This window comes from Kitasatospora sp. NPDC048365 (genome assembly GCF_043200835.1).
Taxonomy (GTDB): domain Bacteria; phylum Actinomycetota; class Actinomycetes; order Streptomycetales; family Streptomycetaceae; genus Kitasatospora; species Kitasatospora terrestris.
Window position 1 is genome coordinate 239439 of the sequence record NZ_JBICYJ010000007.1, and the last position, 25192, is coordinate 264630.

The 25192-nt window shown below is 72.4% G+C and carries 29 protein-coding genes and 2 pseudogenes; 11 read left to right on the forward strand and 20 right to left on the reverse strand.

Annotation, left to right across the window (positions count from 1 at the left end; translation table 11 throughout):
- The first annotated feature begins 88 nt into the window (after positions 1-88).
- Positions 89-1483, forward strand: coding sequence for an NAD(P)/FAD-dependent oxidoreductase (locus ACGFX4_RS10215; protein ID WP_393071558.1), 1395 nt, complete (start codon positions 89-91; stop codon positions 1481-1483).
- Positions 1484-1635: 152 nt separating this feature from the next.
- Positions 1636-1989: a PRC-barrel domain containing protein gene (locus tag ACGFX4_RS10220; RefSeq protein WP_393071560.1), complete on the forward strand. Its 354-nt coding sequence runs from the start codon at positions 1636-1638 to the stop codon at positions 1987-1989.
- A gap of 286 nt (positions 1990-2275) precedes the next feature.
- Here the strand turns inward: ACGFX4_RS10220 and ACGFX4_RS10225 are convergent, their stop codons facing one another.
- The 9 genes and pseudogenes from ACGFX4_RS10225 to ACGFX4_RS10265 all read right to left on the reverse strand — a co-directional run bounded on the left by ACGFX4_RS10225 (position 2276) and on the right by ACGFX4_RS10265 (position 10213).
- Entirely contained in the window at positions 2276-2926 is a 651-nt protein-coding gene (locus tag ACGFX4_RS10225; protein ID WP_393071562.1) for a response regulator, read from the reverse strand.
- A complete protein-coding gene (locus ACGFX4_RS10230; RefSeq protein WP_393071564.1) occupies positions 2914-4158 on the reverse strand; it encodes a sensor histidine kinase in 1245 nt (414 codons plus the stop codon). Before ACGFX4_RS10230 ends, ACGFX4_RS10225 begins: the two co-directional genes overlap by 13 nt.
- A gap of 54 nt (positions 4159-4212) precedes the next feature.
- A complete protein-coding gene (locus tag ACGFX4_RS10235; RefSeq protein ID WP_393071566.1) occupies positions 4213-5358 on the reverse strand; it encodes a PhlD in 1146 nt (381 codons plus the stop codon).
- A 145-nt stretch (positions 5359-5503) separates the two neighbouring features.
- Complete coding sequence (locus tag ACGFX4_RS10240) at positions 5504-6853, reverse strand: MFS transporter (protein ID WP_393071568.1); 1350 nt, start codon at positions 6851-6853, stop codon at positions 5504-5506.
- Between the two features lie 193 nt (positions 6854-7046).
- Positions 7047-7418: an ArsR/SmtB family transcription factor gene (locus ACGFX4_RS10245; protein ID WP_393071570.1), complete on the reverse strand. Its 372-nt coding sequence runs from the start codon at positions 7416-7418 to the stop codon at positions 7047-7049.
- Between the two features lie 70 nt (positions 7419-7488).
- Positions 7489-8217 carry a VOC family protein gene (locus ACGFX4_RS10250; RefSeq protein WP_393071572.1) on the reverse strand — a complete coding sequence of 243 codons (729 nt, stop codon included), beginning with the start codon at positions 8215-8217 and terminating at the stop codon, positions 7489-7491.
- 124 nt (positions 8218-8341) lie between these two features.
- Positions 8342-8566 (reverse strand): annotated as a pseudogene (locus tag ACGFX4_RS10255) (hypothetical protein); the annotation flags it as partial.
- Between the two features lie 283 nt (positions 8567-8849).
- The gene (locus ACGFX4_RS10260) at positions 8850-9509 is read right to left on the reverse strand and encodes a Fic family protein (RefSeq protein ID WP_393071574.1); all 660 of its coding nucleotides are present in this window, start codon (positions 9507-9509) and stop codon (positions 8850-8852) included.
- Positions 9506-10213, reverse strand: a complete 708-nt coding sequence (locus ACGFX4_RS10265; RefSeq protein ID WP_393071576.1) for a hypothetical protein — start codon at positions 10211-10213, stop codon at positions 9506-9508. Before ACGFX4_RS10265 ends, ACGFX4_RS10260 begins: the two co-directional genes overlap by 4 nt.
- 111 nt (positions 10214-10324) lie before the next feature.
- Between ACGFX4_RS10265 and ACGFX4_RS10270 the strand changes: the two genes are divergently transcribed.
- Both ACGFX4_RS10270 and ACGFX4_RS10275 read left to right on the forward strand, forming a co-directional pair.
- Positions 10325-11284 carry a hypothetical protein gene (locus ACGFX4_RS10270; RefSeq protein ID WP_393071578.1) on the forward strand — a complete coding sequence of 320 codons (960 nt, stop codon included), beginning with the start codon at positions 10325-10327 and terminating at the stop codon, positions 11282-11284.
- Between the two features lie 50 nt (positions 11285-11334).
- Entirely contained in the window at positions 11335-11640 is a 306-nt protein-coding gene (locus tag ACGFX4_RS10275) for a hypothetical protein (RefSeq protein ID WP_393071580.1), read from the forward strand.
- A 37-nt stretch (positions 11641-11677) separates the two neighbouring features.
- Here the strand turns inward: ACGFX4_RS10275 and ACGFX4_RS10280 are convergent, their stop codons facing one another.
- The 3 genes from ACGFX4_RS10280 to ACGFX4_RS10290 form a co-directional block, all read right to left on the reverse strand.
- Positions 11678-12031 carry a VOC family protein gene (locus tag ACGFX4_RS10280; RefSeq protein ID WP_393071582.1) on the reverse strand — a complete coding sequence of 118 codons (354 nt, stop codon included), beginning with the start codon at positions 12029-12031 and terminating at the stop codon, positions 11678-11680.
- 35 nt (positions 12032-12066) lie between these two features.
- Complete coding sequence (locus ACGFX4_RS10285; protein WP_393071584.1) at positions 12067-12381, reverse strand: hypothetical protein; 315 nt, start codon at positions 12379-12381, stop codon at positions 12067-12069.
- Positions 12382-12445: 64 nt separating this feature from the next.
- Positions 12446-13279 (reverse strand): alpha/beta fold hydrolase, encoded by an 834-nt coding sequence (locus ACGFX4_RS10290; protein WP_393071586.1) that lies wholly within the window; start codon positions 13277-13279, stop codon positions 12446-12448.
- A gap of 117 nt (positions 13280-13396) precedes the next feature.
- Between ACGFX4_RS10290 and ACGFX4_RS10295 the strand changes: the two genes are divergently transcribed.
- Both ACGFX4_RS10295 and ACGFX4_RS10300 read left to right on the forward strand, forming a co-directional pair.
- Positions 13397-13894, forward strand: a complete 498-nt coding sequence (locus ACGFX4_RS10295) for a peptidylprolyl isomerase (protein ID WP_393071588.1) — start codon at positions 13397-13399, stop codon at positions 13892-13894.
- Positions 13895-14078: 184 nt separating this feature from the next.
- Positions 14079-14762 carry an NADPH-dependent FMN reductase gene (locus ACGFX4_RS10300; RefSeq protein ID WP_393071590.1) on the forward strand — a complete coding sequence of 228 codons (684 nt, stop codon included), beginning with the start codon at positions 14079-14081 and terminating at the stop codon, positions 14760-14762.
- 7 nt (positions 14763-14769) lie between these two features.
- Here ACGFX4_RS10300 and ACGFX4_RS10305 read toward each other — a convergent pair whose 3' ends face one another.
- The gene (locus ACGFX4_RS10305) at positions 14770-15174 is read right to left on the reverse strand and encodes a hypothetical protein (RefSeq protein WP_393071592.1); all 405 of its coding nucleotides are present in this window, start codon (positions 15172-15174) and stop codon (positions 14770-14772) included.
- Positions 15175-15368: 194 nt separating this feature from the next.
- On the opposite strand from ACGFX4_RS10305, the gene sigJ reads away from it, so the two are divergent.
- Complete coding sequence (sigJ, locus tag ACGFX4_RS10310) at positions 15369-16226, forward strand: RNA polymerase sigma factor SigJ (RefSeq protein WP_393071626.1); 858 nt, start codon at positions 15369-15371, stop codon at positions 16224-16226.
- A 37-nt stretch (positions 16227-16263) separates the two neighbouring features.
- Here the strand turns inward: sigJ and ACGFX4_RS10315 are convergent, their stop codons facing one another.
- The gene (locus tag ACGFX4_RS10315; RefSeq protein WP_393071594.1) at positions 16264-17181 is read right to left on the reverse strand and encodes an SDR family oxidoreductase; all 918 of its coding nucleotides are present in this window, start codon (positions 17179-17181) and stop codon (positions 16264-16266) included.
- A gap of 97 nt (positions 17182-17278) precedes the next feature.
- On the opposite strand from ACGFX4_RS10315, the pseudogene ACGFX4_RS10320 reads away from it, so the two are divergent.
- Positions 17279-17419, forward strand: a pseudogene (locus tag ACGFX4_RS10320) (flavin reductase family protein); the annotation flags it as partial.
- A 339-nt stretch (positions 17420-17758) separates the two neighbouring features.
- Here ACGFX4_RS10320 and ACGFX4_RS10325 read toward each other — a convergent pair.
- From ACGFX4_RS10325 to ACGFX4_RS10345, 5 genes are all read right to left on the reverse strand, one after another.
- Positions 17759-18298, reverse strand: a complete 540-nt coding sequence (locus tag ACGFX4_RS10325; protein WP_393071596.1) for an SUKH-4 family immunity protein — start codon at positions 18296-18298, stop codon at positions 17759-17761.
- A 43-nt stretch (positions 18299-18341) separates the two neighbouring features.
- Positions 18342-18887 (reverse strand): hypothetical protein, encoded by a 546-nt coding sequence (locus ACGFX4_RS10330; protein ID WP_393071598.1) that lies wholly within the window; start codon positions 18885-18887, stop codon positions 18342-18344.
- Entirely contained in the window at positions 18884-19675 is a 792-nt protein-coding gene (locus ACGFX4_RS10335) for a hypothetical protein (RefSeq protein WP_393071600.1), read from the reverse strand. The genes ACGFX4_RS10330 and ACGFX4_RS10335 overlap by 4 nt, the downstream gene beginning before the upstream one ends.
- Before the next feature lie 2 nt (positions 19676-19677).
- The gene (locus tag ACGFX4_RS10340; RefSeq protein ID WP_393071602.1) at positions 19678-20349 is read right to left on the reverse strand and encodes a hypothetical protein; all 672 of its coding nucleotides are present in this window, start codon (positions 20347-20349) and stop codon (positions 19678-19680) included.
- Positions 20350-20830: 481 nt separating this feature from the next.
- Positions 20831-21313, reverse strand: a complete 483-nt coding sequence (locus ACGFX4_RS10345) for a hypothetical protein (protein WP_393071604.1) — start codon at positions 21311-21313, stop codon at positions 20831-20833.
- A gap of 477 nt (positions 21314-21790) precedes the next feature.
- Here ACGFX4_RS10345 and ACGFX4_RS10350 point away from each other — a divergent pair, with 477 nt between their 5' ends.
- The 3 genes from ACGFX4_RS10350 (at position 21791) to ACGFX4_RS10360 (ending at position 24146) form a co-directional block, all read left to right on the forward strand.
- Entirely contained in the window at positions 21791-22039 is a 249-nt protein-coding gene (locus ACGFX4_RS10350; protein WP_393071606.1) for a transposase family protein, read from the forward strand.
- 59 nt (positions 22040-22098) lie between these two features.
- The gene (locus tag ACGFX4_RS10355) at positions 22099-23436 is read left to right on the forward strand and encodes a sensor histidine kinase (protein WP_393071608.1); all 1338 of its coding nucleotides are present in this window, start codon (positions 22099-22101) and stop codon (positions 23434-23436) included.
- Positions 23437-23501: 65 nt separating this feature from the next.
- Positions 23502-24146, forward strand: a complete 645-nt coding sequence (locus ACGFX4_RS10360) for a response regulator (RefSeq protein ID WP_393071628.1) — start codon at positions 23502-23504, stop codon at positions 24144-24146.
- A gap of 6 nt (positions 24147-24152) precedes the next feature.
- On the opposite strand, the gene ACGFX4_RS10365 is transcribed toward ACGFX4_RS10360, so the two are convergent.
- On the reverse strand, positions 24153-25034 hold the full coding sequence (locus ACGFX4_RS10365) for a hypothetical protein (RefSeq protein ID WP_393071610.1): 882 nt from the start codon (positions 25032-25034) through the stop codon (positions 24153-24155).
- Positions 25035-25192 lie beyond the last annotated feature (158 nt).

Genomic DNA, 25192 nt, shown 5'->3' on the forward strand with positions numbered 1-25192 from the left:
CGCCGGGGCGATCGAACGCGGCGGGTACAGCACGGCCACCAGCCGGCAACCGACCCCGCCAAGCACTCTCGAGCAAGGAACCGAGACCATGGACCCCGTCCACTCCCTCCGGGACGTCAAGCCGACCCCGTTCTGGCTGGACGACCTCGGCCGGCCGGAGGCGCAGCCCGCCCTCGTCGGTGACGCGCAGTGCGAACTGCTCGTCGTCGGCGGCGGCTACAGCGGCCTGTGGACGGCGCTCATCGCCAAGGAGCGCGAGCCCGGGCTGGACGTGGTCCTGGTCGAGGGCAAGGAGATCGGCTGGGCCGCCTCCGGCCGCAACGGCGGCTTCTGCGCCGCCAGCCTCACCCACGGCCTCGGCAACGGCCTGGAGCGCTGGCCGAACGAGCTCGCCCAGCTGGAGCGGCTCGGCCTCGACAACCTCCAGGCCATCGAGGACGCCGTCACCAAGTACGGCATCGACTGCGACTGGGAGCGCACCGGCGAACTCGACGTCGCCACCGAGCCCCACCAGGTCGAATGGATCCGCGAACTCGCCGACCTCGCCGGACAGTACGGCACCGGCGGCGAGTTCCTGGACACCGACCAGATCCGCGCCCAGGTCAACTCCCCGACCTACCTGGCCGCCTTCTGGGACAAGGAGGGCGTGGCCATGGTCAACCCGGCCAAGCTCGCCTGGGGCCTCAAGCAGGCCTGCCTCGACGCCGGCGTCCGGATCTTCGAGCACACCCCCGCCACCGACCTCGCCGAATCCGGCGCCGGCATGGCCGTGAAGACCCCCTACGGCCGGATCTTTGCCCGCAAGGTCGCCCTCGGCACCAACGTCTTCCCGTCGCTGGTCAAGCGGCTGCGCCCGTACACCGTCCCGGTCTACGACTACGCGCTGATGACCGAGCCGCTCAACGACGAGCAGCTCGCCGCGATCGGCTGGCAGGGCCGGCAGGGCATCGGCGACAGCGCCAACCAGTTCCACTACTACCGGATGTCCGCCGACAACCGGATCCTGTGGGGCGGCTACGACGCGATCTACAACTTCGGCGGCCACGTCCGCGCCGAGTACGACCAGCGCCCGGCCACCTACCGCACCCTCGCCCAGCACTTCTTCACCACCTTCCCGCAGCTGGAGGGCCTGCGCTTCACCCACGCGTGGGGCGGCGCCATCGACACCTGCACCCGGTTCTCGGCGTTCTTCGAGACCGCGTACAAGGGCAAGGTCGCCATCGCCGCCGGCTACACCGGGCTCGGCGTCGGCGCCACCCGCTTCGGCGCCGAGGTCATGCTCGACCTGCTCGCCGGCGAACGGACCGAGCGCACCCAGCTGGAGATGGTCCGCAAGATGCCGCTGCCGTTCCCGCCCGAGCCGGTCCGCTGGGCCGGCATCGGGATCACCAAGTGGTCCCTCGACCGGGCCGACCGCAACGAGGGCCGACGCAACCTCTGGCTGCGCACCCTCGACCGCTTCGGCCTCGGCTTCGACAGCTGACCCTCCGTCCGGCCCTCCGTCCGTGCCCGTCAGGGGCTCGGGACTCGTACGAGTCCCGAGCCCCTGACGGCTTTTCCTCCGCGGTGCATACCTCCGGCCGATCGGGGCAACCGACGCCCACCGAGTCCGACCGACGGAAGGACAGCACAGGCATGAACCTCTGGGAGTACCGCGACACCGCAGGCCACCGCGCCGAGACCGACCTCGTCGGCTACCACGTCGAGGCGACCGACGGCCCGATCGGCCGGATCGACAAGCTGTCCGACGCCATGGGCGCGCGCTACCTGGTCGTCGACACCGGCCCCTGGATCTTCGGCAAGCTCATCCTGCTGCCCGCCTGCACGGTGGTCCGCATCGAGCCCGCGGAGCACAAGGTCCACGTCGACCGCTCCAAGGAGGACATCAGGAACGGCCCCGAACTCGGCGTCGCCGCCGAACCCAGCCGCGAGGACCGCGAGCGCCACGCCCTCTACTACACGCCCTTCTACGGCGGCCGCCAGATCTAGGCACCATCCTGCGTGTTCCAGGAGATCGTCACCACGGCCGGTGTCCCCGCCCAGGCCTGGTCCTCACCGCCACATCAACCGCCGGCGCGCCAACGCCCCTCGAACCCGCGCGCGGGGGGCCTGCGGGGTGGAACGCCGTTGATGCTCCGTCCAGCCGGAGCGCAAAGGCCTCCCTGAAGATTTCCGAGGACTGCACATGCCCGGCTCGCCGGCGGTGGCTCGGCAGGACAGCCCGGGGCCGGTTGCCGGGTACTCCAGCTGTAGATCGTGATCACGGATGGGAAGGTCAGGCCCGGGACGCTCCGAGGAACCGCAGCACGGCCAGGACACGGCGGTGGTCCGCGTCGACCACGGGCAGGTCGAGCTTGGCGAAGATGTTGTTGATGTGCTTCGCCACGGCGCTCTCACTGACCACCAGCGCCTGCGCGATGCCGGTATTGGAGCGCCCCTCGGCCATCAGGCCGAGCACCTCCCGTTCGCGGGGGGTCAGCCGCGCGAGCGGATCGCTGTCGCGCCGCAGCAGCAACTGGGCGACGACCTGCGGGTCCAGGGCCGTGCCCCCGTCCGCCACTCGCCGGACCGCCGCCACGAAGTCGGTGACATCGGCAACCCGCTGCTTGAGCAGGTAGCCCACACCGCTGGTGTGCGCAGACAGCAGGTCGGCCGCGTACCGCTCCTCCACGTACTGCGAGAGCAGCACCACCGCCGTCCCCGGCCAGCGCCGGCGGATCTCCATCGCCGCCCGCACCCCCTCGTCGGTGTAGTCCGGCGGCATCCGGACGTCGATCAGGGCGAGTTCGGGCCGGTGCTCCGCCACCGCCGCCAACAGCCCTTCCGCATCGCCGGCTTCGGCGGGGACCTGGAACCCGCCCATCTCCAGCACCTTGATCAGGCCGACCCGCAACAGCACCGAGTCCTCGGCGATCACCGCGCGCACGGCAGCTCCGCGGTGACGGTGGTGGGCCCGCCGACGGGGCTGCTGACGCGGAAGGCCCCGTCGAGGGAGCCGACCCGCTTGGCCAGCCCGGTCAGCCCCGTGCCGGCGGCGTCGGCACCGCCCAGCCCGTCGTCGGTGACGCGCACGCGCAGCACCTCGCCGACCCGACGGACTGTCACCTCTGCACGCATCGCGTTGGCGTGCTTCGTCGCATTGGTCAGCGCCTCCGAGATCACGAAGTACGCGACCGACTCCACGCTGGGCGCCACCCGCTCCTCCAGATCGACCCGCAGCCGTACCGGCAGGGGCGTGCGGGCAGCCAGCCCGGACAACGCCGCGTCCAGACCCCGGTCTTCGAGCACGGCCGGGTGCAGCCCCCGCACCAGGTCATTGAGTTCGGCGATCGCCTCCTTCGCCTCCAGGTGCGCTGTCGCGATCACCTCGCGGGCATCACTCGGCAGGTCCGGGCGGGTGGCCATGGCCAGACCCAGGTTGACCGCGAGCGACACCAACCGCTGCTGGGTGCCGTCGTGCAGGTCGCGCTCGATCCGGCGGCGCTCCGCGTCGACGGCCTCGATCAAGTCGGTCCGGCTCACGGCCAGCTGATCGACCCGCTCCTGGAGCCGCTGCGCCCGGCTGGGCCCGAGCAGGCCCGACGCCAGCCGTGCCTCGGCCCGGGCCACTGCCCGCGCGGTCCAGGGCAGGGCGCACAGGAGGAGGAGCCCGGCCGCTGTGCAAGCCGGCAGCAGGGTCAGGTGGCCGAACCAGTCCTGGCGGATTCCGGTCGGCAGCGCCCATGACCAGGCGCAGGCGGTGACGCCCGCCAGGCCCGCCGCCGCCACCGCGAGCACCAGCAGCTCCAGCAGCGCGAGCGGCGGGCCCAGCAGGAGGTGGTAGCCGACCCTGCGCCAAGGCCGCGTCGCCGCGAGCCTATGGGCGGTCGAGGCCCACGTCCGTCGTTCCGGTGCGGTGGGGGTGAGCCGGGGGACGTCCACACCGATGAGCGCCCGGTAGCGAGCCCGCTGAACGGCCGTCAGCACCGGGGTGCCGAGCAGGACCAGGGCGGCCGACACGGGCACCGTAAGGAGCCAGTTCCCCGTCCTGGCGGCAGTCGCCGCCGCCCAGGCCCACACCGGCACCAGCGCCAGGTGCGGCAGCACACCAGCGGCAAGAAAGCCGGTGTCCCGCCGCGCCCGGAGGACCGTGCGTCTCAGCCCAGCTGGAATCGTCATGGCACGACGCTAGGGCACCGCACGAGGTCGATGCCATGAAGCCTGTACCCGATCTCATGGTGAACCTAGTACCACCTGCAGATCTTGATCTTGGCCCCAAGAATCGTGATCAAGATCTACAGCCGGAGTGCCGGCCCCCTCGACCCAGGTGGTTTTGAGGGCGGAGACGGCGAAGCCCGGGCCGAAGCCGAGGAGGAGGCCGTGGGCGCCGGGGGGCGGTGGGGCGGTGTGGGTGCGGGCGAGGACGTCGAGGACGCTGGCGCCGCCGAGGTTGCCGACCTCGTCGAGGGAGGACCAGGAGTGGGCGAGCTGCTTGTCGTCCAGGCCGAGGCGGTCGGCGAGGTCGGTGAGCAGGGCGGGGCCGCCGGTGTGGGCGACGACGAAGTCGAGTGGCCACGGGTCGGCGGTGGGGTCGCCGCCGGGGAGCGGGCGGGCCAGCCAGTCGCGCAGGGCGGGTGAGGCCTCGGCGACCGAACGCGGCGCGGAGCGCTCGGAGTCGAAGTGCACGCCGGCGGCGTCGGTCCGCTTGCGGTAGCGCAGCGCGCTGCCGGGCAGCAGGTACTCCCAGGTGTCGGCGACGGCGAGGCCCGGCCCGAGCGGGCGGTCGGCGACCAGCAGGGCGGCGCCGGAGTCGCCCCACAGCGCCTTGTAGATCATCATCTCCAGGCCGGTGTCGCCGTGGTGGTAGGTGCTGGAGAGCGACTCGGCGACCACCACCAGCACGGTCGTGCCGGGGTGGGCGCGGACGTGGTCCACCGCCGTGATCAGGGCGTGCGCGCCGCCCGCGCAGCCGAGCTGGGTCATCGGGCGGCGGGCGACGTCCGGGCGCAGGCCGAGCTCCGCGACCAGGTGGACGTCCAGGCCCGGCACCGCGTCGCCGGTGGAGTGGCTGGTGACGACGCAGTCGACGTCGGCGGGGGAGAGGTGGTGGGCGTCCAGGGCGCGGCGGGCGGCGGCGGTGCCCATCCGGCAGACGTCCGCGAAGGCGGTGGTGTTGCGCTCGGTGGCGTCGCGGTCGGCGAGGACGGTCTCGAACGGCTGGGAGTACCGCCGCTGCGCGGGCATCCGGTCCAGCACCCGCCGGACGGAGGCGAGGCGGGGGTGGTCGGCGTGGCGGCGCTCCATGTCCTCCGCGATCCGCCGGCGCGGGATCACGTGGCCCGGCAGTTGGACGGCGGGTCTGCCGATGTACACGACCACGCGGGAACCTCGTCTCTTCTCGGCGGGCAGACGATCTGCCAAGACGATCAGTCAATCTGCCACAGCCGCAGCTGAGCCGTCATCGAGCGCCCACGGACCGATACACACTCCGCCACAACGGGACACGTGCAACGCACATGCGGGGTCAGGCGGCCGCGCGGGGCCAGGTGCGGTGGTGGGGGTCGATGACGTAGTGGTGGTCGTGGTGCCAGCCGCCGGCGGTGGCGGGGTGGGCGTCGGCGAGGTGCGGGTGGCCGGCGGGCAGGTCGGTGTGGACGTGGTCGAGCCGGTCGGGGTCGTGGGCGGGCCACAGGGAGGTGGCGGCGACGGTCGCGGTCAGGGCGAGGACGCCGAGGAGCGCGGCGGTCGCCGGCAGTCCGAGGACGGCGGCGAGCAGCCCGGCGAGCGGGTAGGTGAGCAGCCAGCAGCCGTGCGAGAGGGAGAACTGGGCGGCGAAGGCGGCGGCCAGGTCGCCGTCGTCCGCGGAGCGGCGGACCACCCGTCCGCCCGGGGTGAGGACGGCGGAGCTCGCCGCGCCGATCAGGGCCCAGGCGGCGAGCAGCCCGGTCCAGGTCCAGGCGGTGGCGGCGGCGGTGGTGAGGGCCGCCGCGGCGGCGAGGACGACGGGCAGGGCGAACCCGGCGGGGAGCATCACCGCCCGGTCGCCGTGCCGGTCGAGGACCCGGGGCAGCAGCAGCGCGGCGGCCATCGACCCGGCCCCGTAGGCGCCGAGGGCGAGGGTGACGGCGGCCGGGCCGCGGTGGAAGTGGTCGCGGACGAGGACCACGGTGTCGACGAAGACGAGCGCGCCGGCGGCGGCCACCGCCAGGTCGAGGGCGAGCAGCGCGCGCAGCCGGGGCGTGGCCCGGAAGAGCCGGGAGCCGGCCGCCGTGCGCGCGTACGGGGCGCGGTGGCCGGCGGCCGCGACCCGGGGGAGGACGGTACCCGCGACCAGCAGCGCCGAGGCGAGGAAGCCGGCCGAGGTGCCGGCGAAGAGCGCGTGGTACGGGACGAGGGTGAGGGCGAGTGCGGCGAGTGCCGGGCTGAACAGGCTCTCCAGGTCGTAGGCGAGCCGGGAGAGCGAGAGGGCGGCGGTGTAGTCGCGTTCGGCGGGCAGGAGCCGGGGGATCGTCGCCTGGAAGGTCGGGGTGAAGGCGGCGGAGGCGGCCTGGAGGAGGAAGACGGCCAGGTAGACCTGCCAGATCCGGTCGACGAACGGCAGGGTGAGCGCGACGCCGGCGCGGACCAGGTCCAGCCCGGCGAGCAGGGCGCGGCGCGGCAGCCGGTCGGCGAACGCGCCCGCCAGCGGGGCGATGGCCACGTACGCGACCATCTTGATCGCCAGGGCGGTGCCCAGCACGGTCGACGCGTCGCGGCCGGCGAGGTCGTACGCGAGCAGGCCCAGGGCGACGGTGGCCAGACCGGTGCCGGCGAGGGCCACCACCTGGGCGGTGAACAGGCGGCGGTACGCCCGGACGCGCAGAACGGAGAGCACCCGGCCATCGTAGCCAACATGTGCGTACCTGTGCACATGTTGGCGGCAGGGCAGGGCAGGGCAGGGCAGGGCAGGGCAGGGCAGGGCAGGGCAGGGCAGGGCAGGGCAGGGCAGGGCAGGGCAGGGCAGGGCAGGGTGGGGCGGGGCGGGACGGGCGGGCGGACCGGCGGCGCCGGCGCGCGTACCCGCGGGCTCAGTCGTGGGGCGGCAGCGCGCCGATCTGGTGGTCGGCGACGCTCAGCGCCTCGGCGACCAGCCGGCGCAGGTGGCCGTGGCGGAGCGAGTAGACGACCCGGCGGCCGTCGCGGCGGGTGGCGACCAGCCCGGCCAGGCGCAGCTTGGCGAGGTGCTGGCTGACCGACGGCCGGGCGGCGCCGGTCGCGTCGGTGAGGGTGGAGACGTCGGCCTCCCCGGCCGCGAGGCGCTCCAGCAGGGCGAGCCGGGTCCGGTCGGCGAGCAGGGCCAGGACGCCGGCCGCGACCTCCAGCCGTTCGGCGCCCGGCGGGTGCGCTGTCGGGTGCTGGTGCGCATCGTGCGCGGCTGCGAGGTCGGTGCGCTTGCTCATCCGCTCATGGTAGGCCGCCGCCCGGGGGCGGGGGCGCCCCCGCCGGGTGCCCGGCGGGGGCAGGGGCGGCTCAGGCCAGCGACCCCGTGATCGGGTCACGGGCCGTCAGGCAGTACGTGCCGCCCGCCGGGTCGCGCATCACGATCCAGTGGGCGTGCTCGGCGACGAACTCCGCGCCCAGCCGCTCGTGCGCGGCCCGGGTCGCCCGACGGTCGGCGCACGCGAGGTCCAGGTGCGCCCCGGTCGGACGCGCCGCGTCGAGCCGGTGCAGCAGCAGCCGGACAGGCAGCCCCGCCGGGCCCCGCACCACGGTGAACTCCGGCCGAGATCCGGTCAGCACCTCCCAGCCGGTCAGGGCCGACCAGAACTCCACCTCCGCGGGGTACGCATCGGCCGGCAGGTCGATCGCGACCTGGTCCAGGCGCGAGCCGTCCACCGGCTCCGGACGCCGGGACTCGCCGTGGAACGGCACCGCGCAGAAGAGCATCCCGCCCGGCGAGCGGAGCACCGTCCACTCGCCGTGCTCCGCCACCACGTCCGCCCCCGCCTTCACCGCCAGGTCGACCGTCTCCCGGACGTCGGCCACCGCCAGGTCCAGGTGCACCCCGCCCGGCCCGGCCGCCACCCCCTGCAGCTTCACCCACGGATCCCCGTCGGCCGGCAGCAGCGTCGCGAACTCCCCGCCGTCCCCGCGCCACGGGGACACCCCGGTCGCCCCGGTCACCGCGGCCCAGAACTCCGCGGCCCGCTTGACCTCCTCGGACGGCCGGTCCACGAACGCGTACACCCACCGGATCACGGCCGGCTCCTCCCACTCGACTGCCGCCACCCTGCTGCCCGGAGCCGTCCGGTGGCAATCCGAATACGCGGCGGCCGTCGACGGGCCGGGCAGGCAGGGCAGGTCGGGCAGTCCTGGCGGGGCGTCAGGCGCGGGACAGGGTGATCTCCTCGTTGGAGACCACCCAGCGCTGGTCCGGGTCGTTGGGGTTGCACGGCTTCACCGAGGTGCCCGGCTTGCCCCAGGTGTCGGCCAGGCAGTAGGCGCGCGCGTTGGTGAGCGAGATCTGCCGGCCGCCGACCGTCCAGTGCTGGCCGGCGTCCTTGCCGTCGCACGGCTTGCTGGAGATGTTCGGGGTCTGCCAGGTGTTGGCGAGGCAGTAGAGGCCCGGGGTGCGGGTGGCGGAACGGGCGGTTGTCGGAGGCCCCCGCGGGCCCGGCCGGCAGGAGCGAGGCGGTCAGTGTCAGGGCGGAGAGGGCGAGCGTCCTGCGAAGGGCGATGGCCATGGGTGTCCCGTTCTCTCAGCAGATCGCATGGTTCGTCGGGCGGTCGTGGACCCGGTGTCAGGCCGGGTGCGCCGCAAGGGGATCGGTAGCGCCGATCGCAGGCGAACCAATAATGTGCAGGGGTCCGTTCGGATGAAGGAGCCCACGTCAGTGCGTACTGGCGAACGCCGCCCGCGCGGCCCGGCGGTGGGTGTGGCGGATCAGCGACGCGACCAGGTTCGCCAGGGCGAGGGCGTCGGCCGGATCGTCCGCCGCGCGCTGCAGCCGGCGGACCGGGCCGACCTGGTCGAGAGTCACGCCGGCCGCCGCCAGGACGTACTCCAGCGCGAGGAACGCGGCCCGGCCGTTGCCGTCCGCGAACGGATGGAAGAAGCACACGTCCAGGTAGGCCCGCGCCGCGCGCGCGGCGACCGGCAGGCCCGGATCGGCGGCCTGGGAGAGGCAGGCGTCGAAGCGCATCCGGGTGTCCGGGGCGATGCCGTACCGCTCGCGGCCCGCCTTGGCGAAGGCCGCGGTCGTCCGGAAACCGGGGGCGTCCGCCGTGGCCAGGACGTGCCGCTGCCACGACGCCAGCCGGTCGAAGGTCAGCGGCGCACCGGCCGAGGCGTCGGACCGGGCCCGCGCGAGGGCCGCGAGCAGCCCGTCGGCGCGGTCGGCGCCGTGCGCCCGGTCGAAGGTCCGGATGTCGTGCACCGCGCCATCCCGCACCGGCAGGTGCACGGCCGCCGCCGGCGCGGCCGCCGGCGTCTCGTGCCAGCGCGCGGCCTCCCGGACGTCGAGCCAGCTGCGCAGGTGGTCCTCGGTCACCACGCCGGCCCGCCGTCCGCCCGGGCGGCCAGCTGCTCGGCGACCTCGGCGACCAGCTCCCGGGAGGGCTCCGCCCAGCTGTGGAAGCGTCCGTCGATCGCCTCGGCGACCATGAGGTCCGCCGCGTCCGGCGCGACGCCCCAGCGGGTCAGGAACCAGCCGAGCACCTGCCGGCAGTGCCCGTACCAGGCGTCGCCGGCGCCCGTACGGTCGACCACCAGGTTCACCAGCTGCACGGTGGCGCGCTCCCAGGCGAGCGAACGCTGCCCGGCGGACCCGGAGTCGAGCGGATGGCGCTCGAAACGCTCGGCCAGCTCCACGACCCAGGACCGCCACTCGCACAGCGCGGCGGCGACGCGGGCCAGGGTGTCGTCCGGGGTGGTGATCGAGTCGCGGGGGCAGCACCAGGCGCCCACCGGCCCGCCACCGATGTCGCCCTCGTCGCGGGCCCACCGCCACCCGAGACTCCACGGCCCGTACCGCTCGACCAGGGCGCGGGTCATCGCCTCGGTCCACTCCCGCCCCTCGGCGTACGACCACGCGATCACCGCCCGGTCGGCGGCCCCGCCCACCGGGCGGACCGGAACGGACCGGGCCGGCCCGAGCCCGGCAACCGCCACCGGCGCGGCCGCGGCGTCGAACGGGTGCCGGGCGGGATCGACGTCGGCCCAGCCGAGGACGTGCGGTGCGAGGTCATAGGCCACCCGGAGACTCAACAGGCCCACGCGGGCGGCCCGCAAGGCAATTTCGGCATCCGGAACCCGCGCGGTAATCCGGTGTCCGGCCGACCGGCCGCCCGGTGATACTCGGGAGCCATGACAGGCGACGAACAACCGACCGGCCCCGCGCTGCGCCGCATCCTGGACCGGGTCGGCGGCCCGCAACTCCTCGACCTGCTGGCCGAGGACCTGAGCGGTGCGGACCTCACCACACTGATGCTGGAGGTCTACCGGCGGCGGGCCGACCGGCTCGGGCCGGCGGAGGTGATGCGGCGCTACCGCACCGACCGGTTCGTGGCCCCGGCCCCGACCGTCTTCGCCCGGCTGCGGCAGGCCGAGGACGTGCTGCTGGCGGCGCTCCCCGGCGCGTTCGAGATGGTCACCCCCGCCCCACTGCTGCCCCTGGCGGCGCACTCGGCAGTCGCGACCGTCGACCCGCGCAAGGTGGTCGCCACCGTCCGCGGCAGCGAGGTCGCCGCCGACCCGACCAACGCTCTCGCCCTGGAGGCGGCACGGCGCCGGTCCGCCGCCCTGGCCGCCGACCACCGCTGCGCCGAGCCGGTCCGGCTGGCCGCCAACCAGCGGGTGGTCCGCGCCCAGCACTTCGCCGCACCCGGTCAGCACGCCCACTTCCAGCTCTTCGCCCTGGTCACCGCCGGCCGGGACACCGGCGGCGGGTCCTTCGAACGCCGGCACCTGGTCGACCACCTGTGGTTCGCCGCCCGGGCGACGGCAGGCGCTGGCCTGAGCGGCACCGAGATCCGCCTCACCTGCCTCGACGCCTCCGCCGCCGGGCTCCTGACACACGCTCGGGAGGCGCTGTCCGCAGCGCCGGGCGTCGCGGTGGTGGACGACCCCGACCGGACGACCGGGCGCGGCTACTACACCGGCCTCTGCTACAAGGTGCACACCACCGTCGACGGCCGGCCGGTGGAACTCGCGGACGGCGGCTTCGTCGACTGGACCCGGCGGCTCACCGGGAACCGCAAGGAACGCCTGCTGATCGGCGGGTTCGGCGTCGACCGGCTCGCCGCCCTGCTGCCACCACCGGGCTGAGTGGACGCCGCCGCTTGCGTCCCGGCCGGGGGTCGGTGCACCATCGGCCGATGGCCGAGTCGCCCGAGGACGTCACCCCGCACGCCGCCCCGCCGGCCGGACCCGTCGCGCCGCTCGGGCGCCGGGCCCGGGCCGCGGCCGAAGCGGCCGAGGTCGAGCGCGCCCTGGCCGAGCTCGAACCGCTGTGGACCACGGAACGCGACCACTGGCAGCTGCTGGAGGCCGGCAGCGGCCACCTGCCCCGCCGCCGGGAGGAGCCGCAGACCGTCCTGATGGTCTGTCACGAGGAGGTGGCCCGGCGGCTCACCGCCGCGATGCTCGCGGCCGGTGTGGAGGTCGTCCCGGAGCAGGCCTGAGCCCGGAGCAGGCCTGAGCCCGGCGCCGGCCGATCGGTCAGGCGGGCTGCCAGAGTTCGATCCGGCGGCCCTCCGGGTCGGTGACCCAGCCGAAGCGGCCGACGCCCGCCATGTCCTGGGTCTCCTCGGCCACGTTCGCGCCCTTGGCGCGCAGCTGGGCGAGCATCGCGTCCAGGTCGCGGACCCGGAAGTTGAGCATGGTCTGCTGGGTGGGCGCGCCGAAGTAGTCGGTGTCCGCCTCGAAGGCCGCGAAGACGGTCGGGCCGGCCTCCTGGCGCCAGAGGCCGTGTTCGTCGAGGTCCAGCCCCAGGCAGTCGCGGTACCACGCGCTCAGGGCCGCGGGGTCGGCCGCCCGCACGAAGTACCCGCCGATTCCAAGCACTCGTTCCATGCGGCCATCCTGCCAGTCGGCCGACGGGGAATCCGTCACCCGGGCCGCCCGGCCCGGGTGACGGGGGGTCCGAAAGAGACGACCCAGCCGCCGTGCGGAGCGATCGCGGCGGTGACCGGGAACGTGCTGAGGACGCCCGGCTGGGCGGCCCCGCCGCTCCGGCGGTAGCGGCGGGCCCAGTGGTCGCCCTCGGTGTACAGGGTGTTGCGGTACAGGCCGGTGTTGGTGCAGAAGGCGTCGGTGCCGGCGCAGGCCGGGGTGGGAACGCCGGCGGCGGCCGCGGTGGCGCCGCGCCCGCCGAGATCGCCGGCGAACGCGGTCAGCACGGTACGGCGTGAGGGTATGTTCATGATCGACATCCTCGCCCCCGCCGGACGCCCCGCCGGTCGCCCCGCCGGTCGCCCCACCGGTCGTTCAGCCGCCTGCGAACACCGTGCCCGCCGCGAAGGCGGTGACGGCCCGGTGGAAGTCGTCCGGGGCCGAGAGGTTGGGGAAGTGGTCGGCGTCGGGGAGGTCGATCCGCCGGGCGTTGGGGAGGCCGCGGGTGAGGCGGTCGGCGCAGCGGCGCGTGAAGGCGGTGTCGTGGCCGCCGATCAGGACCAGGGCGGGTGCGGTGATCCGGTCGAGGTGTTCGATGCCGGGCTCGGCGGCGGGCAGGGGCTCGACGTTCCAGCCGGTGAGGAAGCCGATCGAGTCGGCGTACAGCCGCTCCAGCAGGGCGCGGTGGGCGGGTGCGGCGCGCGGTGCCCAGACGTCGAGGTCGTGGCGGAGGGCGGCGTCGGTGTCCCCGCGCTCGACGGCGGCGGTGCGCGGTGCGAGGGCGGCGCGCAGGGCGTCGAAAGCGGCCTGCTCCCCGGTGTCGGGGTCGGGGAGCTGGAGGGCGCACCCGGCCAGGACCAGCCCGGCGACCCGGTCGGGGTGGGCGAGGGCGAAGTCGAGGGCCTTGCGGCCGCCGTCCGAGGAGCCGACCAGGACCGGGCGCTCGACGTCCAGCGCGTCCAGGACGGCGAGCAGGTCGTCGGTGTACGACCAGGGCTGCTGCGGGGCGGGGGAGTGGGGGCCGGCGCCGCGGTCGTCGTAGCGGGTGACCCGGTGGGCGCGGGTGAGGGCCGGGAGGTTGTCCTCCCACATCCGGGCGTCGGAGGCCCCGCCGTTGAGCAGGACGAGGTCGGGCCCGGCGCCGTCCTGCACGGTGTGGAGGCGGGCGCCGTCGGTGGTCTCGACGTAGCCCGTCGTGCTGGTCCCCATGCTGTTCCCCCCGGAGATCGAGCCATCATGTGACGTGTGAAATGACCATATGCCATATTTGGCCCGGTGGGCGTGGGGATGGCAACGCAGCGTGCGCGGGCGTGACATGATCCTCGTATGGCTTCCAACGTATTTTTCGACATCACGATCAACGACGAGCCGGCCGGTCGGATCGTCTTCAAGCTGTACGACGACGTGGTCCCGAAGACCGCGCGCAACTTCCGCGAGCTGGCCACCGGCGAGCACGGCTTCGGCTACAAGGGCTCCGGCTTCCACCGCGTCATCCCCGAGTTCATGCTGCAGGGCGGTGACTTCACCCGCGGCGACGGCACCGGCGGCAAGAGCATCTACGGCGAGAAGTTCGAGGACGAGAACTTCCAGCTGAAGCACACCCGCGCGGGCCTGCTGTCGATGGCCAACGCCGGCCGCAACACCAACGGCTCGCAGTTCTTCATCACCACCATCGTGACCAACTGGCTCGACGGCAAGCACGTCGTCTTCGGCGAGGTCGTCGAGGGCATGGACGTCGTCAAGACCGTCGAGGGCCTCGGCTCGCAGAGCGGCCGCACCTCGGCGAAGATCGTCATCGCCGACTCCGGCGTAGTCGCCGAGTGACGCTCTGACATCCTCCTGGATGTGACGGCCGGGCCGCCCAGCGGCCCGGCCGCACCCGTTCCCAGGGACGGCGCGCCGCGCCCGGCGCGGATCCCCGGCGGTCGGTCGGTGCTGCGGCATGCTGGCAGGACCGCCGCCGGCCACGGAACAGGCGGGACCGTCCGGAGCCCGAGGAGCCCGCCGCATGGAGCAGGACCGCCCCCGCCCGTCCTCCACCCCCGAGAACCTGCGGGTCCTGGTGATCAGCGGCTCGGCCCGGGAGGGCTCGCTCAACGCCCGGCTCGCCGCGCTCGCCGCCGACGCCGTCCGGGAGCGGGGCAGCACCGCCGACCTCACCGACGTCCGCGAACTCGACGTCCCCGGCTACGACGGCGACCGCGAGCACCGGGACGGGCTGCCGGCCGGCGCGCTGCGCCTGAAGGAGCGGCTGGAGACCACCGACGCGCTGGTGATCGCCTCGCCCGAGTACAACGCCTCGATGCCCGGCGTACTGAAGAACCTGATCGACTGGACCTCGCGGATCCGCCCGCAGCCCTTCCACAACCGGCACACCCTGCTGCTCTCCGCCTCGCCGTCGATGTCCGGCGGCAACCGCGGCCTGTGGGCGCTCCGGGTGCCGCTGGAACACCTCGGCGCGCACGTCTACCCCGACATGTTCTCGCTCGCCCAGGCCCACCAGGCCTTCACCGCCGGCGGGCGGCTCGCCGACGGCACGCTCGCCGCCCGCTTCACCGACAACCTCGTCAACTTCCTCAACCTGGTCGAGGCCGCCAAGCACTACCCGTGCGTCAAGAAGGCCTGGGTCGAGTACCTCGGCGAGCGGCCCGACCCGGCCTTCGACCGGACCGAGGAGACGGTGGAGGCCTGAGCGGCCGTCACCCCTCCCGCCGGCCCGCGTACAGCGCCCGCGCCAGGTCCAGCACGCTCAGGCCGAACATCAGGACGCCCAGCGGGACGTGCAGCGCGGGCCGGTGCGCGATGCCCAGCACCACCTGCACGGAGGCCAGGGCCAGGAACCCGAAGGCGTACCCGATCGGCCGGGCCGGGCCGCCGCCCGGGCGCCAGGCGAGGACCGCGGCGAGCACGTACAGCATCGACGCGCCGTACATCACCCGGGCGCCGACACTGTGCAGCACCTCGCCGTGGTGGGAGACCAGCAGTAGCCCGGCGGTGGACGCCTGGAAGAAGATCGCCAGGGTCTGGAGGGCCACCGAGACCCGGACGAAGGCCGGGCTGCGGCGGGCTGCGGGGACGGTGCGGACGGAGGTCAGGGCGGCCATGGTGACGACACCTCTTCTGCCGTGGGGCGGTCGATCGGTACTGTCTCGGAAGATCGACGACGCAGCCCCGCGAAATGTGAGGCGGGGTGACCGGCGTCACAGCGAAGCGTGGACGCGAGGGGGCCTCCGAAGTGGAAGCGGGCAGTGCGGCGGTGGTCGGGGAACGGCGGCGGCTGATCAACGTCGCCTACCGGATGCTCGGTTCGCTCGCCGAGGCCGAGGACGCCGTCCAGGAGACCTACGCCCGCTGGTACGCGATGGACGACGACGGGCGGGCGGCCATCGAGGTGCCCGCCGCGTGGCTGACCAGGGTCGCCGGCCGGATCTGCCTCGACCAGCTCGGCTCGGCCCGGGCCCGGCGCGAGAGCTACGTCGGCGAGTGGATCCCCGAGCCGCTGCCCGACCACGAGGAGTGGGGCCGCGGGAGCGGCATCGGCACAGTGGACCCGGCGGACCGGATCACCCTGGACGAGACGGTGGACCTCGCCTTCCTCGTGGTCCTGGAGACGATGACCCCCGCCGAGCGGGTGGTGTTCGTCCTGCACGACGTCTTCGCCTACCCCTTCGCCGAGATCGCCGAGATCGTCGGCCGCACCCCCGCCGCCTGCCGGCAGCTCGCCACCGCCGCCCGCCGCCGCGTCCACGCGGTCCGGACCCCCGCCGCGCCCACCGCCCGACAGGCCGGCGTGGTGCGCAAGTTCAAGGAGGCGTGGCAGGCCTGCGACATCGCCGCCCTGGTCGGGCTGCTCGACCCCGCCGCCGCGATGACCGCCGACGGCGGCGGCATCGCCGCGGCCGCGCTGCGCCCCGTCGAGGGCGCCGCGCTGATCGCCCAGTACCTGGTGCACTTCGCGAGCAGGGCCACCGGTCTCACCCTGCTCGAACGGACCGTCAACGGCCGCCCCGGCCTGGTCGCCCGGCACGGCGGCAGCACCGTCAGCGTCGCCGCCTTCGACCTCGACCGGGACGGCCGGATCACCCGGATCTGGGCGGTGCGCAACCCGGAGAAGCTGCGGGCCTGGAACGCGCCCGAGGCCGTCGGCCGGCCCTGACCGGCGGCCGGATCTCCGAGCGGTGGCCCGGGGCCGGTCAGCGGTAGCCGGTCGGATCGGCCGGCAGCCCCTTGTCCTGCACCTCCACCAGGTACCGCCAGGCGTCCGGCCGGCTGCCGTCCAGGTCGGTGAAGCCGTACTCGCGGGCCAGGGCGCCGCTGGACAGCGAGGTGCCGTTGTACCGGGCCACCTCCGGGTCGGCGGCCAGCGCGGCGACCGCGCGGCCCACGTACCGGGGCGTCTCGGAGATCGCGAAGTGCGGCTGGGCGGCGAGCGCCTCCCGCCAGGTCTCCTCGGTCACGCCGAACGCCTCCAGCATCAGCTCGGAGCGCATCCAGCCGGGCGTCAGCGCGACCGCCGTCGCACCGCGCGGGCCCAGCTCGTGACCGAGCGAGAACGCCATCCGCAGCACCGCGGTCTTGGCGAGGTCGTAGAAGAAGGAGTTGCGGTACCGCGAGCCGTTGTACTCCGCCGTGCCGTCGGTCATCTCCACCACCAGGCCGCCCGGGCGGCGCAGCAGCAGCAGCAGCGCGAAGTGGCTGGTGATCGCGTGGGTGTCGACCGCCAGCCGGAGCAGCCGCAGGCCGTCGTCGAGGTCGTGCTCCCACACCGGGACGTCCCAGCCGAACAGCTTCTCGCCGCCCCAGATGTCGTTCACCAGCACGTCGAGACGGCCCTGCTCGGCGTCGATCCGCTCCACCACCGCCCGGACCTGCGCCGGGTCCAGATGGTCGGCGGGCAGCGCCACACCCTTCCCACCGGCGGCGGTGACCAGCTCCGCGGTCTCCTCGATCGTCTCCGGCCGGTCGTACTCCGAGCGCCGCCCGACGGTGGACCGGCCCGTCACGTACACCGTCGCCCCCGCGGCACCCAGCTCCACCGCGATGCCCCGCCCGGCGCCCCGGGTCGCCCCCGCGACCAGCGCCACCCTGCCGTCGAGCCGTGCCCTCGTCATCCGCGCACCCTCCGTCGAACCCTGCCGCAGCCGAATCCCCCAGCATCGCGCACGCCGGTGACAATCCGCGGGCGGCCGCGCTGCGACAATGATCGACATGCGCGTCGACTTCGATCCCCGGGCCATGGGCCGCAACGACTTCTCCCGGCTGCTGACGGCGGTGGTGATGCCCCGGCCGATCGCCTGGGTCTCCACGCCGGCGGCCGACGGCACGGCCAACCTCGCCCCTGCGGGGTTCTGAGGAAAGCGATGTCGGTGCGCCGACATTGACACTGGTGAAGGGGCTCTGGGCTTCTACCTGACATTCGCCCGCCGAGGCCATGACCCGGTCCGGCTCGCCGAGTTCGAGGCCCTGCCGCCTGCCGCCTGCCGCCTGCCGCCTGCCGCCTGCCGCCGCGCACCGCCCGGCGGGCGCGGCCCCCGGCACTCCGGCTGCCGGCTCACCCTGCACCACCGCGCAGCCCTGTGCGCCCGTGCACGAGAACCCCAGCCGCGTTGAGCTGCTGGGGTTCTCGGGTTCAGCGCACTCTGTGCGCCGGTGTCCGCAGGTGGGGCAGAGGACTCCCGTCGATCGCGCTCAGAGGTCCTTGCCGAGCAGCCGGTCGAAGACCATGCTCCACCAGTTGTCGTCTTCGGCGAACGCCTGGGGGTCGCGGGCCTCGAGGTACTTTCGGAGCTGCTCGGTGTACTCATCGGCCTGCTGGTCGTTGACCGCGGCGATGTGCTTGAACCGCAGGCCGAACCGGTACAGGAACTCGATGAAGTCGGCCAGGGTGGTGTTGACGATCTCCGCGGCCGGCTGCTCTCCCAGCGTCAGCAGGATGACGTAGCCGTCCTCCAGGTCGAGGCAGTACCGCATGTCGGGGTTGCCAGTCGGGCCCCCGAGGGAGAGCACCTTGACGATGCCTTCGCCGGTGTCGATCGGTACGAGCGTGAAAGCCTCATGAGCACCAGGCGCGGCGAGGCTGAAGATGACGTCGAGCTCCGCCGGCAGGCCGACCTCGGTCAGGATCTGAGCATCTGCATCCGGCACGCCGCCTGCGGCTGCCTCGCCGCGGGGAAGGGTAATAACGCCTTCGGCTCCGAAGAGCTCGGTCAGTTCAGCGTGCGTAGCCACGGTGCTCCTTGTTCGGCTGGACGGGATGAGTCTGCGGTCGACGTCAGGACGCGAGGCCGCTCAGCTTGAGTAGACGGTACCAATCGCTGTCTGCTGCGACGTCCGGGCTCAGGCCAGCCAGGTCTGGGAACCGGTCCCCGACAACCCAGTCGGTGACGAACTCGTTGACAGTACTGGCGATGCGCTCGAGTCGGCAGCCGGTGTACCAGACGACGCCATCGTCCGGCACGCGCCAAACACTGCCGTCTCGCTCGTCCACCAGCAGCGGGTTGCCGACCGCCTGGCCGAAGCAGAAGAAGGGCACCGCGTCGGTGAGCCGGCTCCCGTCCGGCAGCTGGGCACCCACGAGGTTCTCGGACACCTGCTCGTCCGGCAGATCGCCACTGCTGAAGAGCCGGGTCGAGTGGGTGAGATACAGCCCGTCGCAGATCGCCAGCAGGCCGGCAACACCAGGCGGAACGTCGTCTCCCACTGCCTGCAGCTCGCAACCCGCCGGGATCTCGGGCGTCCACAGCTCGTACGGCCGCCGATGCTCCTCGAGCGTGTCTCGAAGCGTCGCGACGAGCGGCAGGATGTCAGCGCCGGTCATTTCCATTTAACCTTGATCTTGATCGGTGTTCCGTCGGGCAAGTCTCTGATTTTAGGCCAGATCTGGTGATTGCCGATGTCGGTATTGGTTTTACCGTGCAACATCCTAATGTTCTCCCAGTGGTCGCGGCCGCCCACTTGGAGCTCCTGTATGTGGTCAGGGTGCATGGAGCGGGCGGCCGCGCTGGCCGCATCGGCCAGGTTGGGATTGCCCTTGTGGTTGTTGTTGATGATGCGGATCAGCGCGCCCTTGTAGTCGTCCGTGATGTTGGTGTCACGCGAGACCGGGTTCGTGGCCTTGTACATCTGGCCGCGCCGTCCCAGCGAGTGCAGCTGCTGTGCCTTCCGCGCGAACTGCGACTTGGGCATGCCCGGCTTCCACTGCACCGGCACCGTCTTCGGCTTGAGACTGTTGTTCGGCGCCTTGACGCGATCGGTCCAGCCCTGCCGCGCCTTGTCCTGCGCCTCGGACCGCTCATGGATGCGGCGGACCATGTCCGCCAGCGTCTTGTCGTTCTGCTGGTGGTTCTGGGTCGTCTGGTGCAGGCCCTTCTGAACGTCCCGCAGGTGCTTGCGCAGCTGGCGCTCGGCCTGCTTGACAACGTTGAGGATCTCCTCGGAGCTGTGAACCACCGCGTTGGCCAACGGGTCGCGACCTCGAACGCCGGCCATCCGCTGGCGGGTGTTGCGCGTGTGTGCGCCGGCGGTGCCCTCGAGGTGGTCGGCGTGCGCGCCGATCTGACCCGCCAGGCGCGAGACCTCGTCGGGGTTGTGCTGAATGTCCGCCACGCTCACTTACCCCCAGTCAGTGCCGACCCCAGCTGTGAGTTCTTGGCGCCGTCCAGGCCGGCGTTGGCCACCGACTGCATGTCGTAGCCCTTCTGCACGCCTAGCGCGTTGCCGGCTACCTGGATGGCGAGATCGCCCGCCATATTCGACAACGCGTCGATGATGGGTGCCTTTGCCACGGCCATGAGCTCGGACACGATCGCCTGCTCGGCTTCCTTGAGGAGCCGCTTCACAATCAGTCGCGTCGCCTGCGTAGCACCCAGCGCTCCTACCTCCGACAGGCCGAAAGTGAAGGGTGCGGCCGCCTGTGCGGCGATCACCTCAGCGGCCATGATGCCGAGTTGGACGACGGCAGCGACCTTCGCACCGGCGATGAGGACCGCGGCGCCGTCCAGAGCTGTCGCCAACAGTCGGCCACCTTCGGCCAGGTTGTGAAGGTGCTTGCCGGAGACCTTCTCCCAATGAGCCGCGAACGCATCAGTCGCGGGGCCGACGTTCTCGGAGATCATGCGTTGGACGGCGACCAGCGAGTCGGCCCGACCGTTGTCGATTTCCTCGGCGAAGCTTCTCAGCGAGTCCGCCATCTCCCGGAACTCGTCCTCGTCCACGTTCGGCCAGTGAACGCCAATGAGGTCGAGCACCCAGGCCAGTTCATCCGGCAGCACTACGCCCACGCGGATCGTCCCCCTTTGCCAGTGGTCCCGTCACCTGACCCAGACGGTCGCCTCCGTCAACGCGGTTCCCACCCCGGGTCACTCACTGTGTGTGCGCTAACCGTTCCCGTGACAGCGCCTCACGCACGGTATCACCTGCGTCGTTCCAGCACTCATGGCCCGGTTCTCCAGACTGAGGGATGTCTCGAGACGTCGACGGCATCCGTTTGTCGGCGGTCGTGGCAGTCTGATCCCCGGTAGAGCCGCAGGCAGACGGCCCCGCTTCACGGATGCGGGTAGTACTCGTCCCGGAACCCGGATCGCCAGACTGCCCTTCGAGAACGCGGCAAGGGCTACCCGCACCGTCTCCGCCGGGACCTCGTTCGGCCCGCTCGGCTGCATCGGCATCCGCACCCGCCCCACACGACAACGTCGGCCCCCGAATTAACCAACAGCGCCGATCGCTCCGCCGGGGGCCGTGACCCGGCCTTCACTACCGCTGTCAGTCGAGCGCCTCTTCGGCGTGCACACTGGCCGCGTCGAGGTGCAGCTCATAGACCGTGGAGCAGTCGGCGGCCAGCGTCGCGACCGGCTTCCCGCACCGGCACGCGCGGTTGAGGCCCTGGTCGCCAGAGGGACCGCCGCAGCATCCCATGCTCGCGTCCAACAACATCTTCAGGTCCACTGCGTCGTCGGGGTGCAGGACGAGGTTGCCCCGGGGGCCGGCGGACTTCAGGAGGCCTCGCTCATCGGATTTCCAGCCCGCCCGGCGCTGTGACGGACCGTCCTCGTCCTGCGGGTAAGGCTCGTAGGGGGCACCCCAGGGCTCGGTCTCGATCGCGTAGTGCCCTCGGGGGATCGTCGCGCCGGGTCCCCGCGAACCCGGCCTTGGCTGCTCGAAGGGGGGCGGCGCCGGTACGGTGGGCAGCAGCTTCAGCGGGGGCGTCAGAGCCGCACCACACCCGGAGCAATGGAAGATCACCATCAGGCAGTTCTAGCCGTGAAGCGCCCACCGCGCATCTGAATTCTCGCGTTTGACTTGACATCCCGGAGCTTGCGGGTCGCAGCCAAGTGGCTTTGTTCACGAGATGAACCGCCCCGGGTTTGGTAGAGATCTCAGGTTGTGGCTTTGGCCTGCGGCCCTTCCTGCACGGCTGGAGCCCGCACGAGCCCAAGCGACGATGAACCACGGGCCCTCGCCGCCCGCACGCCGTACTCTCGCGTCCCCGCCCGGTCGGCGAAGCCCGACAAGTCCGCCCGGCAGGACGCGTGCGCAGCGCAGATCAGCGGGAGCCGCTCTCGCTGCGATGCTGGCGCCGGAGTTCGCGCTGGGCCTGGGCGCGGGTGGCTGCGTAGGTGAGAGTGGGTTCTGGTCCAACTTCTGGGCTCTGTCGCTGATTGAGGGGTCCGCGTCGACCGTGCTCGGGTGGTGGGCATGACCTCGGCGTGATGGATTCGGTGCGTGTGGCTGACCTTCTCTTCCCGGGGGATCGGCGTGGAGGTCGAGGAGATGGTTCTTGGGGATGGCGAGGTTCGTCTCGCCGTGCGGTCGGCGGCGGCGTCGGCCGCCTGCCCGGGGTGCGAGCGGAGATCATCGCGGCTGAACTGCTACTACCGGCGGCGTCTTGTGGACCGTCCGGTGGCGGGTCGGCGGGTGCGGCTGGACCTGAGGGCGCGTCGTCTCGTGATGCCGGTCCAGCGCGGCCTGTAGATCCTCCGGCTGACGCCGACGGGCGTCAGCGTGGGGCACAGCGACATTATGCTGGGGGAATGGTTGAGTCGTTGCCTTTCGCGGTCGCGGGTCGGTGGCGGCCAACAGCTGGGTTCATCGTTCGTGCCGGGCGTCGCACGTTCGTGGAGTCGCTGTATCTCCTCACCGCACCGTTGAGCGCCGCTGTCGGTCTGCTTCTGGCGGTCGGCAGCCTGTGCGTCGCCACGGTCGGTTCGTTGTTGCCGAGCGGGTCGCCCGTTGTGGCCCGGGCGCTGGCGCTGGCACGGTGGCCTGGCGACCTGGAGTGGTGGCGGATGGGCAAGGTGCCTTCCCGGGCCGGCGGGGTACGGGGCAGCGGCTGGCGGCCGAGGTCGAAGGAGATGGCCGACGCGGCCGACCCTGGGCTGTGGCTCGACCTGGCGCACGCGGTGTTGGTGCTTCCCGTCGTACTGGTCACCTCGGTGATGACGGGGCTGTGGTGGTTCGTGGGAGTCGCGACCGCCACGTACCCCCTGCGCAACCATGTCACGCCTGGGTCGCTGCGACCCATGACCCTGTACGCGGGCAGTGACCAGTCCCACATCGCCCTGAGCCTGGGATTGACGTCGCCGACCGAGCGGCTCGTCTTCGCGATCACGCTCGCCGTGCTGCTGCTGTCCACCCTGCCGCTGGTGACCCGGGTTTGCGTCGCGGTTCAGGCCGGTCTCGGCAAGGCGCTGCTGTCCAACATGTCCGCGTTGCACCGCAGGATCAGTGGGCTGGAGCAGGAGCGCGACACCGCCCGTGCGCAGGCCGTCGCGGCGGTGACGGCCGAGGCTGCCGCCCTGCGTCGACTCGAACGCGACATCCACGATGGCCCTCAACAGCATTTGGTTCGTCTGGCAATGGAGCTGGGCCGCGCCCAGCATCACTTCGACCGCAATCCGGAACTCGTCCGGGCCGCACTCGCCGACGCGGTCATCCAGACTCAGCAGGCGCTGGACGAGCTGCGGGCTCTGGCGCGAGGCATCGCCCCGCCGATCCTCACTGACCGAGGGCTGCGGGAGGCACTCTCCGCCTTGGGCGCGCGCTGCATTGTCCCCGCCGAGCTCGACGCTGGTCCCATCAGCCGTCGGCTGGACGCCGCCATCGAGACGGCCGCGTATTTCGTGGTCGCCGAGGCGTTGACGAACGTGGCCAAGCACAGCCACGCCCGCCGGTGCACGGTCGGAATGCGCCACGCTGACGGACTCCTGCGGGTCTGGGTAACGGACGACGGGGTGGGTGGAGCGGCCTTGGCCAAGGGACACGGACTGCAGGGGCTGGCCGACCGGCTGCACGCGATCGGCGGCCGCCTGCGGGTCAGCAGTCCCGAAGACGGTCCGACCACGGTTACCGCGGAGCTGCCATGTCACTGATTTCGGACGAGACAACGCCTGAAGCACCACTGGGAGTACAGCTCGCTCCTGGGGCCCGGGGACCGCTGCGGATCGTCGTCGCCGATGACGCCGTACTGCTGCGCGAGGGACTGGTCCGCCTACTCGCCGAGGACGGTCACGAGGTGGTGGCGGCAGTGGGTGACGGCCCTGCCTTGGTCGAGGCGGTGCGTGAGCACCGCCCGGACGTGTCCGTCGTCGATGTACGGATGCCGCCGACGCATACCGACGAGGGTCTGCGGGCGGCGGTCGCCGCCCGCATTCAGTTGCCCGGCTCTCCGATGCTGGTGCTCAGCCAGTACGTGGAGGTGTCGTATGCCGCCGACCTGATCGCGGACGGTTCCGGCGCCGTTGGCTATCTGCTGAAAGACCGGGTCGCCAGGGTCGAGGAGTTCCTGGACGCTCTGGACCGGGTCGCCCGCGGTGCGACCGTGCTTGACCCGCAGGTCATCGCCCAGTTGCTGGCCGGAAAGCGCCGGGGCGACGCGCTGGGCGTGCTGACCGCGCGTGAACGGCAACTGCTGGCGCTGATGGCCGAAGGATATTCCAACTCGGCCATTGCCCGGCGGCTGGTGCTCTCCAGCAGTGCGGTGGAAAAGCACATCGGCAATGTCTTTGCGAAGCTCGGCCTCCCGCCCGACGACGCCCATCACCGCCGGGTGCTGGCTGTCCTCGCCTACCTCAATACCTGACTCCCGTCACCATCCGCCTGTGAAGAAGGCAAGGAGCGCCGGCGCCGGGTCGGCTGCGGTGGATACGTTCGCCACAGCGAGAACGATGAAGGTCAATGACAACAGGGCCCACAGGAGACCGAACGACCTGAATATGCGCCTGGCTCGCCTGTCGGACGCCTCGGTCCTGGCAAATCGCCTCCACGACACCACGCTCAGGCCGATGAGGACGACCGCCACCATCGGGGCAGCCACGGCTATTACCAGGTGGTACCGGGAGAAGTCACCGACCATCACCTCGACAGCAGGTGGAGTTCGGTTGCCGGCGTTCGGATAGTCGGCCAGATGCCGCCTGACCTGACCAAGCGTATCGGCGAGCGCTCCGCGCGACGAGTGCATCGGTAGCATCGACAGCAACGAGGAGAGCGGCGCTATCGCACCCTGGATGTTGGCCATGACCGCCGCCAACGAGATCAGCCCGAGAGCCGTGGCAGCGGCCCCCGCCGACGCGATGGCCGCCCGGCGTGCCGCTCCAAACCCGCCGGCCCGCACAAAGGCTTTCCAGAGCAGAACGCCGAACGCTGTCAGCACGGCCAGCAGGGTCGCAGCGATCACGGCCTTGACCACGTGGTAATGGACCCAGTAATCAACAACCCTCTCCAAACCCGGGGAAAAGTTCCGGTCGCCGGAACTCCAGTAGCCGACGAACGACTCGGAGAAGCTACCGATGAGGTGACGTTGGTCGCCGAATCCGCCATCGGACATGCTCGATGCCAACGGGCCGGGGGCGAAGACGAAAGCCGGGACGAGGGCCACAGAAAGAGCGGCGAGCGCAACGAATGCGTGACCAGGGACACCTGTGGATCGAGATTTTCCCTGCGTGCTGGTGAGCCGTGAGGTTATTGCCATGCGAACGACTATTTCGCACCGGCGCTCAGCCAGTCACTGCGGTGGGGGGGGCCCGGTGGGGGGGGGGGGGGGGGGGGGCCCCGGCGGGGGGGGGCCGGGCCCCCCCCCGCCCGGCGCCCCCCCCCCCCCCCCCCCCCCCCCCCGCCCCCCCCCGCGCC